Source organism: Stenotrophomonas sp. STEN020, assembly GCF_056760195.1.
In genome coordinates this window covers 12,358-27,625 of record NZ_JBRREI010000002.1, presented here as the reverse complement: position 1 = coordinate 27,625, position 15,268 = coordinate 12,358, and the positions used below count along the sequence as shown (strand labels likewise).

9 protein-coding genes are annotated in these 15,268 nt (G+C 59.7%); 6 read left to right on the top strand and 3 right to left on the bottom strand.

Annotated elements, in window-relative coordinates:
* Positions 1–166 precede the first annotated feature (166 nt).
* Complete coding sequence (locus tag ACVOLZ_RS01340) at positions 167–1,912, top strand: glutamine--tRNA ligase/YqeY domain fusion protein (RefSeq protein ID WP_481514807.1); 1,746 nt, start codon at positions 167–169, stop codon at positions 1,910–1,912.
* A 599-nt stretch (positions 1,913–2,511) separates the two neighbouring features.
* A complete protein-coding gene (locus tag ACVOLZ_RS01335) occupies positions 2,512–4,584 on the top strand; it encodes a hypothetical protein (RefSeq protein WP_481514806.1) in 2,073 nt (690 codons plus the stop codon).
* A gap of 252 nt (positions 4,585–4,836) precedes the next feature.
* Here ACVOLZ_RS01335 and ACVOLZ_RS01330 read toward each other — a convergent pair whose 3' ends face one another.
* Both ACVOLZ_RS01330 and ACVOLZ_RS01325 read right to left on the bottom strand, forming a co-directional pair.
* On the bottom strand, positions 4,837–7,443 hold the full coding sequence (locus tag ACVOLZ_RS01330) for an AAA family ATPase (RefSeq protein WP_481514805.1): 2,607 nt from the start codon (positions 7,441–7,443) through the stop codon (positions 4,837–4,839).
* A 663-nt stretch (positions 7,444–8,106) separates the two neighbouring features.
* On the bottom strand, positions 8,107–10,017 hold the full coding sequence (locus ACVOLZ_RS01325; protein ID WP_481514804.1) for a putative bifunctional diguanylate cyclase/phosphodiesterase: 1,911 nt from the start codon (positions 10,015–10,017) through the stop codon (positions 8,107–8,109).
* Between the two features lie 263 nt (positions 10,018–10,280).
* Between ACVOLZ_RS01325 and ACVOLZ_RS01320 the strand changes: the two genes are divergently transcribed.
* From ACVOLZ_RS01320 to ACVOLZ_RS01305, 4 genes are all read left to right on the top strand, one after another.
* On the top strand, positions 10,281–10,997 hold the full coding sequence (locus tag ACVOLZ_RS01320) for a cytochrome P460 family protein (protein ID WP_481514803.1): 717 nt from the start codon (positions 10,281–10,283) through the stop codon (positions 10,995–10,997).
* 87 nt (positions 10,998–11,084) lie between these two features.
* Positions 11,085–12,098 (top strand): cytochrome P460 family protein, encoded by a 1,014-nt coding sequence (locus ACVOLZ_RS01315; RefSeq protein WP_481514802.1) that lies wholly within the window; start codon positions 11,085–11,087, stop codon positions 12,096–12,098.
* A gap of 101 nt (positions 12,099–12,199) precedes the next feature.
* Complete coding sequence (locus ACVOLZ_RS01310; protein ID WP_279704280.1) at positions 12,200–12,613, top strand: cupin domain-containing protein; 414 nt, start codon at positions 12,200–12,202, stop codon at positions 12,611–12,613.
* A 646-nt stretch (positions 12,614–13,259) separates the two neighbouring features.
* A complete protein-coding gene (locus tag ACVOLZ_RS01305) occupies positions 13,260–13,793 on the top strand; it encodes a MarR family winged helix-turn-helix transcriptional regulator (RefSeq protein WP_481514801.1) in 534 nt (177 codons plus the stop codon).
* A 130-nt stretch (positions 13,794–13,923) separates the two neighbouring features.
* On the opposite strand, the gene ACVOLZ_RS01300 is transcribed toward ACVOLZ_RS01305, so the two are convergent.
* A complete protein-coding gene (locus ACVOLZ_RS01300) occupies positions 13,924–15,141 on the bottom strand; it encodes a bifunctional alpha/beta hydrolase/OsmC family protein (RefSeq protein WP_279704282.1) in 1,218 nt (405 codons plus the stop codon).
* Positions 15,142–15,268 lie beyond the last annotated feature (127 nt).

Below are 15,268 nucleotides of genomic sequence, written 5' to 3'. Positions count from 1 at the left end.
AAATAGAGCAACTATGTGCGCGGCGCATATTGCTGTGCCCCAGGGCGACGGATACCCTGCTCTGAGGCGCCCGGACGTTCGGTTTTGGGCTCCGGGGCGGGTGGGGACGCCAGAAAGACGGCAGACCACCCGCCAACCCCTCTCACCCAACCACCTGGCCGGCCGCATGACCTCGACTCCCGTTCCCATTGACGCCAACTCACTGAAAAAGAAGGACTTCATCCGCCAGATCATCCGAGAGGACCTGGCCACGGGTCGCCATGCCACCGTTCGCACCCGCTTCCCGCCCGAGCCCAACGGCTATCTGCACCTTGGCCACGCCAAGGCCATCTACCTGAACTTCGGCATCGGCCAGGAATTTGGCGGCCAGGTGAACCTGCGCTTCGACGACACCAACCCGGCCAAGGAAGACCCCGAGTACGTCGATGCCATCAAGGAGGACGTGCGCTGGCTGGGCTTTGAATGGGCCGAGTTGCGCCACGCGTCGGACTATTTCGAGGTGTTCTACCTCAGCGCGCTCAAGCTAATCCGCGACGGCAAGGCCTTCGTCTGCGACCTCACCGCCGAGCAGGTGCGCGAATACCGCGGCACGCTGACCGAACCGGGCCGCAACTCGCCTTTCCGCGACCGCAGCGTCGAAGAGAACGTCGACCTGTTCAGCCGTATGCGCGCCGGTGAGTTCCCCGATGGGGCCCGCACCCTACGCGCCAAGATCGACATGGCCAGCGGCAACATCAACCTGCGCGACCCAGCCATCTACCGGATCAAGCACGTCGAGCACCAGAACACCGGAAACGCCTGGCCGATCTACCCGATGTACGACTACGCGCACTCCCTGAGCGATGCCCTGGAAGGCATTACCCATTCGCTTTGTACGCTGGAGTTCGAAGACCACCGGCCGCTGTACGACTGGTTCGTGGACAACGTGGACCTGGTGCGAAACCCGGAGCTCTACCAGTCAGTCCTCGACGCAGGCTTGGCCGCACCGGTCGCGAAACCGCGACAAATCGAATCCTCGCGCTTGAACATCAGCTACACCGTCATGAGCAAGCGAAAGCTGCTCACCTTGGTGGAAGACGGCCTGGTATCGGGCTGGGACGACCCGCGCATGCCAACCCTGCAGGGTCTGCGCCGCCGCGGTTGCCCGCCGGCGGCGCTGCGTCTGCTGGCCGAACGAGTCGGCATCAGCAAACAGAACTCCCTGATTGACTACTCGGTGCTGGAGGGCTGCATTCGCGAGATCATGGACGTCACCTGCGCGAGAAGATTCGCGGTCGTTGATCCGCTAAAACTGATCATCACGAATCTCGATGAGGGTCATGAGAGCGAGGTCGCGTTCCAAAATCATCCCAAGGATTCCGCGTTCGGCGAGCGGACCGTCCTTTTCTCGCCAGAAATATGGATTGATAGGGAAGACTTCGCGGAAGTACCAGCGCCAGGCTTTCACCGGCTGGCGCGAGATAAGGAAGTCCGACTGCGTGGGGTAGGACTGATCAAGTGCCACGACGTTGTGACGGCGGACGGCCTAGTCCAAGAGCTGCGCTGCACGCTAGACCCTGACTCGCGCCCCGGAATGCCCGGCGCAAGCCGCAAAGTGAAGGGAACAATACACTGGGTGAGTGCAAAACACGGGGTGCCGGCAGAGTTCCGACTCTACGATCGACTTTTCTCAGTTCGGGATCCGGACAACGACAAAGACGGCAAGACGTACCGCGAATTCCTCAATCCGCTGTCTGTACGCGTTGCCTCGGGCTTTGTTGAAACGTCAGCGGCCCCTGTTGGTCCAGAGACACAGCTACAGTTCGAACGACTGGGCTTCTTTGTTGGAGATCGCCGCGATCACACCGCCGGCAAGCCGGTGTTTAATCGCACTGTCACGCTCCGCGACACTTGGACAGACAGGCATGGTTGAAAAGGTCCGTCTGTCAATGAGGGCGGACATAAGCAGATAGAGGCCGCTGACCCCCGCTGGGGTCCGAGAGGCCTCTGCGGCTCGACCTAAAATTCGGCCGGACCAGAGAAGCCAGACTCCGCTACGCAAGTCCCCACGCGCTAACTGCCAGGCGCCGTCGCGCCCGAGAAAGTCGCTCGCCGAGGGGGTCGCGCGGCCTCCTAGCCCGCCGGGGGAACGGTCAATTTGGACAGGTAATGGCGCCGAGCTCACACACATTGCAGGCGCTGCTCGACTTCAATCTTTGCGCCGGCAATAGCGGGCCAGGGATTCTAGTGTTGAGTGAGCCTTCCCGCGGGGGTACTGGCGACCAGCATGTCGGATCCGGGCCGCAGACACCCGCTTCCGGAAGATAGCGGACTAGGCATCCGCAGCCTTCGCTAACGGGACTTGCTGGGCGAGGTGGCAGTCCTGAGGTCGTCGTATGGCCGCCTAGGACGATCTCTAACCTGCTCCGACGTCCTACATTCTGGTCGTCTGCCGTGTGTATGGATATAACCGAAGCACTCTCTGGCAAATAGTCGCAGCACTGCACATCACCCAAATCAGGACTATTGTGAATGGAAGATCTAAAAGGCTCGGAACTCGAGAAGGCCATCGGTCGGCTGGACGCCACGGCCGTGGCCGGGTTCGTGCAGCCAAGCGGAAGCCGTACGGCCAAAGAGGTGGTTGATACGCTGTGGAAGAGTGAGTCGTTGCTCGACAAGCATGGCACCAAGAAAGACTGGCCCGCGCAACGAAAGTCGTTCATAGCGAATGTAGCTCTGGCGCTCACCAGTCTCGATGCCGATGCGGCCGCGACGCTGCAGGCGCTCCCGGATCTGTTGAATACCGTCGACATCAACTTCGCAAAAATACTCGATCAGACGGGAAAGTCGGCGGGAGCGGCCCTGCCGCCGATCACACAGGTGGCTGCCGCCACGGCCTTTGCGTGCCAAATGCTGGAGATGCTTGAGAAAGGCGCACAACAGGACATGGACAAGGGTCCCGAGTTGCGGGTGAAAAGCAACTTTTCGATTGGAGGCCGCATTGTCAATCCGGACACGGAGCTTTTCGGTGTTCTCAAGGCCATGGGCGCAACGGTGCTGCTCCTCGCGTACCAGAATAGCTGGTTGAACAAGGCTGGCGAGGTCGTGCTGCCGAGCGCGCTCCACCGTCCGTCAATCGACGAGATAGAGGCTGTGCAATCGGTGCTGAGCTTTGCCGCAGCATGGGGCGGCTGGGAGCGGGCACAGGTCCGTGCCCGCTTTGACCATCGCCCGTTCGAATATGTGCCACCGCCGCTGCCGAAAAATACTCCGGCCGGGATCACGTCCATCCTGGATGTTGAGCCCAACCACGACGTGGAGTTGGTTGACTACATTGCTAACGATCGGTTACTCGCGCGCACCCATCAGCAGTACTTCGAGATGCTGGCGAGCGGGTACCGAGGTGCTGACCCCAGTTTAGACGAGCACACGCCGCTGGCGCCGGCGGCCTTTGTCTCATTCGAGGAAAAGCATGGGCTCTATACGCTATTTGAGTACTACTCGTACGACGTGCAGAATGATACGAAGCAATATGCCGGCCTAACGCTCATGGAGTGGCTGCGCGGCTACGCGATCCTGCGGCGACTCGCCGCAGAAATCGTGACTGCAGCCACCGACCACCCGTGCCCGCAGTTGGCAGAGGCTGAGATCGTTCAGTACTTGACCCGTGGTGGGCTGAGCGAGACCGCCGCTCACCGCTTCCTCAGCCACTGCTGCCTTACGAGCCGACGCAGCGACATCTACGACCATCCGTTCATTCGCGTGGGCGAGGACCGTTACTTGTTCGTCGCGCCGAGCCAACGGAATGGGATTCTTGGCCCAATCATTGTTTCGGCGCTCAACGGGGTTGGCGCAACGGTTCAACGCAAAGGAACCGAGTTCGAGAAGCGTCTTAGAAAAGAAATCCAGGGGCCCGGCCGCAAGGTCGCCCACTTCACGAAGAAGCGCGACAAGGAAGAATACGACTACGACGCGCTAATGGTCTGGGAGAACTTCTGTTTCTTGTTCGAGTGCAAGAATCACACCCTCTCAGGCGGGGTTATTCAGCTGGCCTATCATGCGCGGCAGGAAAGTGTCAGCCACGCCAGGCAAGTCCGCCGGTTGGTTGATGGGCTTCTGAAACATCCGGACATGCTCGATGATCAACTGCCGGAGGCCCGCGGGAAACTGCTTGTGCCTTGTGTCATCAACAACCTTCAGTACTCGGTACCGGACGGCGTCGACGGGGTTCTATTTGCCGATTCGTCGATGATCAAGCGGTTTCTCCACCTCCCGGTCATTGGCCAGGTCGGAATGCGCGCGGGACAAGAGCCGATTAGAACTCCTGGCGGTGAGATCATTCGACTATGGGCCGGCGATGCACCGACCCCTTTGGAGTTTCTGCGACATCTTCGATGTCCAGTGCAGTTCATTCTTACCCGGAACCACACCAAGTGTCAGCGTATCCTCAGCGGCATTTCTGAGTACGAAGCCGTGGCTGGGGGAGAATACGCGACCTCCGATGTCGAGATTGCATCGGGCCGCGCGGCGGCTATGGCGTACGACTCACTTGTTCCTCTCTGGAGCGAAGCGGACTGGGCGGGCCGACTCACGCGGATTCCTTAGGAGGGGCACGCGCGTGCCTCGCTTCTGTGGCGCGACTACCACGTGAAATGGCACTTCAGGTGCCGCTGCGGGCGCTGGTCGACTTTGAACTTTGCGCCGGGATGCGCTGACCAGCGATTCTGGTGTTGACTGAGCCGGCACGCTGGAGCAGCGGCGACTGGTACCGCCAAGGGCGCCGACTTCCGCTTCCGGCCAAGAGCGGACATGCTCTGGCCTTTGAGTCATCGCTAACTCTCGGGTGCTATCAGTAGCTCAAGACAATCTCGCTGCGGCCTGGCGCTGCCGAAGGCTGTCCGCCCAGGTCGCCAAAGCTTCGATCTCGGCTGTTAGAGCGTCTGGCCTAGGTAGCGGGCGATTCAACGCAGCGGCGGCGCTATGCAGTAGTTCGGAACAGCGACCAAAGCCGTCCCGCATTGCCTCGCAGTCTAGAACCGTGATCGCGGTCAACTTGACCAAGCCAGGCGTCGACACTTTGTTGGACAGTCGCCGGATAACATGACCGACAGCTTCTTCGACCGCAATCTCCCACGTATCCCGTAACGTTGTCGCGATGGATTTGACAGTCTTTCGCCACTCGTCTTGACTGCCTTGTTCGAAATGGTAGCGTTCACCCGCTAGCTGATTTCTCAGGCTTGTGGTGATATCGCTGACCCGACGCGCTTTGAATGGTGGCTCGCTGCGGCAAAAGCCCGCCTTATCAGTGCCCCGGCTGATGGAGCTAATTGCAACCATCGGCTTGGGCTGCGCATCGTCAGCCGCGCTATTCAACTCGAACAGGAACGCCAAGTCATGCGTGAAGACAATGACTTGGCGATGAGCAGCCTCAGCAACTAAGCGTTTAGCCACGGCCTCCCGGTGCATGTGGTCGAGCGAGGAAACGGGATCATCAAAGACGATGCCGGACTTGTTCTCGGTGGTGGCGAGTTCGGCCATGAACGCGGCCAACGCAACGCAGCGATGTTCGCCCTCACTCAAGACTTGCCCCACCGCGGCCGTGGGCTTCCGAGTAAGTGCGACCTTGAAGCGCGGAATGCCCTGAGCGCTGTTTTGCTGCCGAAGTTCCACAGCGAGGTCAGCAATCTCGAATCTCGCCACCTCGCTAGCAAACTGTGCGCGTAGCGCGTCCGTCACCAATGCCTGAGCGACCTCAGTGCTCTTTATGGTGACGCGGTTGGTAGCAGTGCTCCGCTGGGCCTCCTCGAGCTCTTCAATCTTCTTCTTGCGTCCAATCTCGGCCATAACATCGGCCTTGATGCCACCAAGCCATTGCCGATCCAAAAGCTCGGTCTTTTCGGCAATTAACACAGCATGAGCTGGGGAGCCCGCCTCTGCTGCAAGGGCATTCGCCCGCGTCTCAACGCCCGCTGCTCGATCGACTAGTGCCTGACGCGCATAATGCGTAATGGGCACGTCAAAGGCGGCGCTTGGATTTGCGTGGCGTCGCCTGATTTGGCGATGACGCCACAAGGCGCGCATGGCCGCACCCCTGATCTCGAGCGCCAAGTCCTCCTGACGCAGTTCGTCGCGGACGGTCACCACAATGCTCTCAAGCTCGGCCAGCCGAACAGCTTCGCCCTTGAACGTCGCCTGTGCCCGGTCATAAGCGATGCGGGCAGCCTCGGCGCGTTTCTGGCTGTCGTTGCGCACAAAGACCTCGAAGCGATTGAGACGATCAGCGGCTACCGGCGTCAGTTCCTGCTGGCAAAGCAGGCAAACGCTGCCGGGCTCTGTCACGGGGAATTGCAGCTCGGGATAGGCCTCCACCTCAGAGAATGCTCGGGCGCTGACCCATAGCGCCTGCCAAACCTCCGAACCAATCTGCGGCAACGGTTCGTCGCGGAAAATCGCGCTGGACGCAGCTTCTGCGGCCCGAAAAGCGGCGTCGCAATCAACAGCAAGACGGCGCAGGCTATTGGCGTTATCTTCGCTGATCGAGGCAAACAGCCGATCCAGGCGTGCAATCTGCCCCTCAATCTTGGTTTTCAATGCAATAAGCTGGCGCGCCACGCGAGCTGGATCACCAGCCAAGTCTGCTGATAGCTGCGCCAGTCGGTCTTGCTCTGCCTGTGTGAGCGTGGCCAACGCCTCGACGGTCGCCGGCGCAGTATTGGCGGCGAGCCGAGCCATGAACTTGCCCACCGCTGTGTCTAGGCTGCATACCGGCGTCCTGATTGCTTCGGGCGTTTGCGCCTTTATCTGCGCAATCTCGACTGCCAGCTTGTCCTTAACCGACTTGCAGAGCTGCGCCAGATCGCCCAACAGTCTGAGCGGGAACGGCGTGTAAGCCACGTCATTCATTTCATCAACGTGGACGTTCGCGGTGCGGGAATCAAACACGCTGATGCCTGAAAGAGCAGCATCAGCTGCCTGCCCCAGCTGCCAAGCGCACGTGCGGTTCTGGCCGCTAATGGCGTACTCAATCGTGGCGCACGGCGTGCCTGGTTCAGCGTCATAGATGCCGGGGATGATTTCCTCGGCTCGGCCAAGCGTACGGGCGCGACACACCTTCTTCAGAATCCGCGCGTAGCCGGATTTTCCCGAACCGTTGTCGCCATAGATGATCGTCAATCCAACACGGTGCAGCGTCAGCCGTTGGTCGGGCGCCAGAGCATTGATATGCCGGACGCCATGCACCTGCCGCAGATACACCTCCCCCTGATCTCGGCTCGGGCCTCGAAGGTGGCCCGGTTCCAGCGGGGCCGCCGGATTGTCGCCCTTGCAGATGGAAGCCAGTTCGTCAGTTTCGGCTGGCCCTAGAACCTGTTGCGTAGCCAGTCGGCGCAGTGCGTCGCGCTGCCAGGCCGGACTATCAGAAGACCACTGAAGGATGTTTGCGAGCGTTTCTGCTTCGGTCGTCATAGCTTTCTGTACCTAGCACTTAGTGTCGATGTCGATTCTATCTGCCGGCAACGATGGTAACTGCGATCAGCGCACGAGAATGTCCGCTTCGGGTCGGAAGCGGATGTGGCCTGAAACAAGACCTGGCCCCGGTCAGCACCAGCAACTGATCCGACTGTGGTCAACGTCAAACGGATTCGTTGCTCAACCGGGCCGAAATACACAGCCGCTGAAGGGCGGCACGAAGTTACAGCCGTCGCGTGTGCCCGATGACCACTTCGAGTCGGGAGGCGACTCTGCGCTCGGACCTCCAACGGAGCGATGGCTGCCTCAATCTCGCCGGAAAATCTCTCATGGACAATATCCTACGTCCAATCACGGAATTGGCGGCGGATTCTCGTAAATTACGAGACTCGCATTTACGTTCCGTAGTTCGGGCGCTGTCCGGACCATTCGCGACCTAAGACAGCCGCGGCGCCTTGAATTGGTGCACGACGCGGCAACCAGTCCGGTTATGGCCGAAGGCGACCGTAGCCAGATACATGAGCTAGGCCGCGGTCACCTTCAGCGGCCTGGTCCACCTCGACCAGCACCCACAATCAAGTCAGACGCTGCATACGCGCAGCGTGCCGGCCGTCCATGGCGGGCAGCGGATAGCCAGGGGGCGCGTCAACGCCCTAGCATCTAGCCGGGTGGCGCTCCGGGGGCAGGGGAGAATAGTGTTTCGCAGCTGTGCAGCAATGTCGGTACGAACTCCTCCAGCGGCACTGCCCGAGAGAAAAGATAGCCTTGGCCAAACTCCACGCCAATAGCCCGCAGTGCGGCAAGCTGCTCAACCGTATCAATGCCCTCTGCGATGACCTCTCTCCCAAAAGACCTTGTCAGAGCGGCTATGCCCTCGACGATTGCTCTATCACGGTGGTCATCGATCATGCCTGCCACGAAGCCGCGATCGATTTTGACGTTGTCGATCGGCAACTGTCGAAGCCAGGACAGTGACGAGTAGGCTGTGCCAAAGTCATCCAAGCTAACCTTGATCCCAGAGTTACGAATACTGGACAGCACGTCTGCAGCCCGGCCCAGATCGAGTATCAAGGCGGACTCGGTAATCTCAAGCGTCAGGGACTCTGGTGTGACATTCGCGCGAGTCAACTCGTCAGCCAAGAGTTCAACGGTGCCTGGGACCACGATCTCTGGAGCCGACATGTTGATTGCTATCTGCAAGTCGGTGAGCCCCGACTGCTGGCGAAGCTTCGAGATACTTTGGCATGCCTCCCGAACGACAAACCGGCTTAGGTCAAGGATAAGACCAGAAGAAAGCGCGACTGGAAGAAATGCATCAGGAAAAATCACTCCTCGCTCCGGATGCTGCCAACGAAGAAGGGCTTCTACCGCCACGCAAGTTCCGCACTCGAGCTTAAATACAGGCTGAAAGAAAAGCCTAAACTCCGCAGCTTCCAATCCATCTCGCATTTCCTGTTCGAGCTCAAGCTGTGCGGCCAGGCGTAATCGCATCGCGGAATCAAACTGAACCAAGCAATTTCCGCCGGACATGTGCGCAGCGCCGGATGCCAGCTGCGCCTCGCTGATCAACGCGTTGACGTCATCTGGCGCCAGTAGCTCTCGTTGGCTGTAGCCCGAACTCCATGTCAGAGGAACGCGCTGCCTGCCAACCTGTACTGTAAGTTTCAGTGCAGCCGACAAGGTGTGGAGCGCATGAGTAAGCGTGACAGCATCGCTATTCTGAGTGAGAAGCGCGAATTCATTTGGGGCCGTCCTGGTTACGCGCCAATCACCGGGTGCCACGCGCAGCAAATGTTGTGCAATCTGCTGCGCCACGGTGGCCATGGTCCTATTGTCTAAAGCGCCTAACAGGTAACTGCATTGATCGACAGACGTAACAATTAAGGTGACGCCGGAAGTGTTCTCTGACGCGGCGGCATGCAACGCGCCATCAAGGTAAGCCCGGTTGGGAAGCTGCGTCTGCTCATCATGAGTACAGCGCCAAAGTAGTTCCCGCTGGGTCTTGCTTGCTTGATGCCTTTCATGAGCCAGCGCAATCTGATTGGCGACGCCAGAGGCGAAGTGTTGCTCCTCCGCCGTCCACAGTCGCGTCGTGCCCCTGTGCTCATGGCACAACACGCCCAGGTAACGACCAAACGCACGAACGGGGACGTCGAGCAGCGAGAGAATTCCAAGAGGCTCGAGGTAGTCCTGTGACAGTTCGCTTGTACGTGCGTCCGTGCGCGTATCCGTCACCGTAATCAGAAGTTCGCTAGAGATGGCAGAAAAATAGTGGGGATAGTCCTTCGCAAGAAAGACATCAGGTACAACTGGTCCACCCACCTCTCGGTCCCACTGGTGGGCGCACTGGATGCCGCGAGGAGCATCGGTGAACAGCCACAGACCAACACGGTCGACGTCCAGGGTGGTCGCCAGCACGGCCAACATGCGCATCAGGCTGTCGTCCAGATCTTCAAAGGGCGCATTCAACAACAACAAGAACGCCTCTCGATACCGCTCGCAGCGTAGGACAACGTTGTCGCGATCACTCTCGCCTTGCTCGGGCGAGACGGGACTGCCAGTCATATGCATTGGACTCTCCTAGAGCGGGTCACGCCCGACATTACCTCAGATCATCGCGCCTGAAACATACGCCCAATTGTGTCCAGGGAGCCCTCAAGCAAGGGCGCATAAGGAGCGTCTTATGAGCTAGCAATCGTGTTTGGAAGCGGAAAGCAGCCGACTATGTTTTAAAGGCATCGTTCCAATGCGTTTGCACTATTTGACTTAGAGATGGCGCTTCTCAGTAGTCAGCGTGCGCTCGTTTCTGTCGCGCCCACTAGGGGAGTACTTCCATGAGCATCAACCACTCAAGATTCCAAAACGGTCTTGGATGCATCGCGCTGTCGATGTCATTCCTCGTACTTGCGGGATGCACAAATCAAGCGGCAGAGCCCAGCGTGGCGTCGGCCGCTCCTGTGGTCGCGGCTGCGGCCCCCGCTCCGGCATCGGGGCTTGGATCGGATCCAGCCTACCCGGAGATTGATATCCCGCCGGTCTGGTCGCCCGAGGGGCATCTGATCCAACCCAAGGATTTCCGGGAGATGGTCTTCATCGGAGCTCCTTTGACACCGCATGGCCTGAATGATGGAAAATCGAACTTCCCGGAATTCCACAATGTCTACGTCCAGCCGGCGGCGTTCAAGGCATACCGGGAAACCGGAAAGTGGCCGGAAGGCACGATGATGATCAAGGAACTGCAACTGGTTGACGATCCCAAAGGCGATTTCCCCGATGGCTCGCGCGTTTTGCCTTCTGGTCGCGGCTACTTCCCAGGTGCGGTCAATGGTCTGGATGTCTCCGTGAAAGACAGCAAGCGCTTCGCGGATACAAACAATTGGGGCTACTTCAACTTCAATCACGCACCCCCCCCGTATCTTGCGGAAGCAGCCGTCAAGCCGGTTGGTGAGTGCGCTGGTTGCCACATCGCCAACGCCGACGAAGACATGGTCTACGTCAAACTCTACGAATCGATCCTCGCCCCGCTACCTCTGCCTGTCGCTGCGAACTGACATGCATCGTCCATGCGAAGAGGGCTGTTATGGACTGCCCTCTTCGCGGGATGGGGAGCGCGCGGGAACGAAGTGGGGGCGAGTCGCATGAGCAGAATCGGTTCGCGGATGGCAGCGGGGAGCATTGTCGCGATCGCCGCACTGCTTTGCGCAGGGGGATGCAAACAGAGTGACCCCGTACAGGCGGAACTGGACCCGTACTCGTCTTTCGTCAGCAAAACGGGAGACATCGGGTTTCCGGCCAATTTCCCAAGCGGGTTTGTGTTCATTGGGTCCTGGGCGGTCACGGGTGATGGCGGAGTGGCAGACATCCACTCCGTCTATGCACGCCCCATTGACGTGGTTAACTTCAACGAGACCGGCAGATTCCTTGATGGCGCCGTGCTGGTCAAGGAAGTCACGTTGGCCGTTGGCTCCAAACATACAACCGGTAACGCGTTCTGGGCCAATGAGACCAAAACGTGGTTTCTGATGGTCAAGGATGCAAACGAACGCTTTCCATCGAATCCGCTGTGGGGTGATGGTTGGGGTTGGGCAGAGTTTGATCCAGCCACCAAGAAGCAGATATCGAGCAATTACCAGACGGATTGCAAAGGTTGCCACGTTCCGGCGATGCAGTCGGATTGGGTATATAGCTACGCTTACCCGGCGCTCGGCCCCAACGCCCAGGCAACGGCTCCAAAGGACATCATCGTCGGCGAGCCTGAAGCCGGTGCCGCCAGGCACGGCGGCGCCGGAGCCCAGGAGGCGGGCGGCGACGTCGTCGGCGTAGCGCAGGATACGGACAGCGACGTGGCAGCCGGCAAGGTCACGTTCGAGATTTATTGTTCCTCTTGCCACTCAATGACCCCAGGTGAAAGCGGGATAGGCCCTTCCCTGGCAGGCGTGGCGGGCCGAAAGGCCGGGACATCAGCCGGATACGCATACTCCCCTGCGATGTCGAGCTCCGAAGTGATTTGGACCGCAGAGAACCTCGCCAGTCATATCGAGAAGCCCAAGGAACTTATTCCTGGAAATCGAATGGGCGGCCTTTTCCCGCGGGGAGTTCAAGACGCGAAGAAGCGAGGGGAGATTGTCGCGTATTTGCTGGAAGCGAGGTAACTGCGCACTCCGCGCAGCGCATCTTTCCTGCACCCGCAAACTTCGGCACTGCGAAGGAAAGGGGCAGTAGGCGCCACCTTCATTCATTGGGACGAGAGATCGTGAAGACTCCAGACTTGGGCCCAGCGCCCCATGCGTTCGATCTCGAGAGTGAGACCATCAATAATCCGAACTATCGTTCGGTGAGATGGAGTGGCAGCTATCTGCAGTTGACCCTGATGTCCATTCCACCGGGAAGCGACATTGGCCTCGAGATGCACGCCGATACCGATCAGTTCCTCCGGCTCGACGGTGGACGGGGTCGGATCCAGATGGGGCCGCAGAAGGATGAACTCACCTTCGACCAAGAGGTGTCCGATGGATGGTGCGTGCTGGTGCCCGCCGGGACCTGGCACAACATCTCCAATATCGGCCAAGCGTCTATGCAGCTCTACACCATCTACGCACCGGCGCATCACAAGCCCGGGACAACGCACGCTACGGCGGACGCTGCTGGCGAAGACACGGGTCACTGACCAACCGCCTGGTCGATGCAACGGGCAGTCACTACGTGGCAAACGGGCAGCTAGTTCAGATTCCCTGCAAGACGCGCGGCTTGGGCAGCAGCTCCGCGTCCACTAGTCCTCACACGCTAAGGACAGCGCAGCGGCACATAATTGCGCGACCTCATTTCAGCGCTGCCCCTCATAGGCCATCCGCGCCGCCGCAATTTCCAAGTGCCTGACAAGCCACGCCTTGGCGCACTCATCTCGCTACGCCCTGATCTGATTCGGATCTGAAGCAAACCGTTACCCGGTTCCGCCGCGTCCAGGAGGCAATGCCCCCTCCTTCCTCTTAGCAATTGGCTGCGCAATCCGCCGACCTGGTGGTCGGCCTCCCGAGGGCAGGGGGTCTGGCCAGCGCCCGTCCTCCGACGGGTCCAGTCATCGTTCGAATCTATATGCGGCGTGCATATAGTGTCTGGAGTGGATCAGGAGTCCATAGCTGATAGGCATTGCCAATACCAATCGCATCGGACGGGCTGGTCTCCGCGGGGTCACCCAACTCACTGTTTATATGCACAAAAGACAGGACGCATACGCTTAGCCCCTGTTCCCGGATGCCCTAAAAGCATCACTATTCCCTTGCAGTCTATGCGCGGTGGACATATATATGGTCTCCATGACTCAACTCCAAGATCGCAATGTCTTTGGGGCGTTCGCGCTGATGATCAGCGACGACGTCATTCGCGCCAGTTCTTCGCGTGCGCCCGAGGCAGGCCCCACCGCCTCGGCGCTGGCACTGCTAGCGCACAAGCCAGGCCTGTCAGTAGGCATGCTGGCCGCGGGCGTGGGTCTCTCCCATGCAGGAACGGTTCGACTTGTTGACCGTCTGGTCACGGAAGGCTTGATCGAGCGCCGGGAGCATCCCACTGACGGACGTACACGCGCACTCTATCTGACGGGTGCTGGCAAGGCGGTCAGCGACGACGTCTTGAACTCAAGGGACCAAATCATCGCCGAGGGACTGGCCGTTCTGACCCACGAGGAGATGAAGATCCTGGGCCAGCTCTCTGCACGTGTCCTCCGCGCTCGTCTTGAGAGTCTTGAACACTCTTACCGGATATGTCGCCTCTGCTGCCATGAGGGGTGTACGGACTGTCCCGTCGACGCAGAGTTGCTCGATCGAGGTATTACTGCCGGTCGAGAGGTGTGAAATTGCAGTCGCGCACGTGCCCCATTGAGAAATAGGTCCAGCTAGGGAAGTACGGTAGACGCAAACTACATCCGTAACCCACTTGGCGTAAAACGGCCGTGTTAATGGACGCAGCCGGTAGGCGCTTGTTTCAGTCTGGCGCGGGTACCGCAGTCTCAGTGCCGCTTGAAAGCTCCGTCTGAACGTCAGAACCCCGGACTAGGGTCAGATCAACCGGGCATCGATCAGCGATCGCGAGAATCCGAGCACGCTGATCATCGTTCAGCGGGCCATCGAGGGTGATGGTGCGGGTAAATCGGTCGGGCGGCATCATGCCCGGCACCCTCTCGTGCTGCACAGTCGTGCTCGCCCGTTCGAGCGGAAAGCCCTTGCGAATTGCGTAGACACGCATGGTCATGACCGTACACGCCGCCAAGCCGGCAGACACAAGCTCGTAGGGAGATAGTCCGGTTCCTAGACCGCCGACCGACGCTGGCTCGTCGGCGAAGAACGTATGCTCGCCGCTACGGATCTCGAGCTGGAATTTTCCCGCAAGGGTTTCGGTGGCGACAACTCCCTTCGCAACCTCGACCTGCGGAAGATCAGTCTTGAGAAGTGGAAGGAAGCGGCTCGCCCAGGCGGCCACCATAGCCGAGGCGTAGTTCGCGTCGGCAGCACTCGTAAGCAGGTGATCCGCTGTGTCGAGCGAGAAGAAGCTCTTGGGATGTTTGGATGCGACGAAGATGCGCGACGCGTGGTCGATGCCGACCACCTGATCCAGCGGAGAATGCATGACCAGCACAGGACGCCGGAGCGATGCGATGGATTTCTCGATGTCAAACGCCTCAACCGCCTGTAGGAAGCTGCGGCGAACCACGAAGGTTCGGCCAGCAATCTCTGCTGATGCTTCGCCCTCGCTGGCGATGGTATCCAGGTCAATCGGCCGGAAAAAACGGAGGATATGCTCTAGGTCGGCGGGAGCGCCGATCGTCGCCACCGCCGCCACGCCAGGCAGCTCGGCCGCGGCCACGATCGAAGCGGTTCCACCCAGGCTGTGCCCAACAAGCAAGGAGGGCGGCATCCCCGCCTCCGTCATCGCCATTGCGGCTAAACGAATGTCCTCGACGTCCGACGCGAAGCTGACGGGCTCTACCGACCCGGCTCCAATGCCGGCGAAATCAAATCGCAGGACACCGATACCAGCACGAGACAATGCGCGGGAGATGTAAACGGCAGCGCGGCTGTCCTTTCCGCACGTAAAGCAGTGCGCGAAGATTGCCCAGCCACGCGGCGTTCCCTCCGGCGGTTCAAGATGCCCGGAAAGCTGGGAGCCGCCCACGCCAACAAACGCAAACTTAGTCTCCGCCATACCAACGAACCTCCTGCAGACGGCTGGCGGTTGCGCTCCCAAGGCACCCGAAGAGCCTCATCGGGGCGCTCGCCAAACCTGTGATAGTCAACTCAAGGTATCAGCAGCTGGCGACCTGGGGCGAACA

What these genes read in the sequence shown, in the direction of transcription:
- ACVOLZ_RS01340 (WP_481514807.1), top strand. Translation starts at nt 167, where the DNA reads ATGACCTCGACTCCCGTTCCCATTGACGCCAACTCACTGAAAAAGAAG.
- ACVOLZ_RS01335 (WP_481514806.1), top strand. Translation starts at nt 2,512, where the DNA reads ATGGAAGATCTAAAAGGCTCGGAACTCGAGAAGGCCATCGGTCGGCTG.
- ACVOLZ_RS01330 (WP_481514805.1), bottom strand. Translation starts at nt 7,443, where the DNA reads ATGACGACCGAAGCAGAAACGCTCGCAAACATCCTTCAGTGGTCTTCT.
- ACVOLZ_RS01325 (WP_481514804.1), bottom strand. Translation starts at nt 10,017, where the DNA reads ATGCATATGACTGGCAGTCCCGTCTCGCCCGAGCAAGGCGAGAGTGAT.
- ACVOLZ_RS01320 (WP_481514803.1), top strand. Translation starts at nt 10,281, where the DNA reads ATGAGCATCAACCACTCAAGATTCCAAAACGGTCTTGGATGCATCGCG.
- ACVOLZ_RS01315 (WP_481514802.1), top strand. Translation starts at nt 11,085, where the DNA reads ATGAGCAGAATCGGTTCGCGGATGGCAGCGGGGAGCATTGTCGCGATC.
- ACVOLZ_RS01305 (WP_481514801.1), top strand. Translation starts at nt 13,260, where the DNA reads ATGACTCAACTCCAAGATCGCAATGTCTTTGGGGCGTTCGCGCTGATG.
- ACVOLZ_RS01300 (WP_279704282.1), bottom strand. Translation starts at nt 15,141, where the DNA reads ATGGCGGAGACTAAGTTTGCGTTTGTTGGCGTGGGCGGCTCCCAGCTT.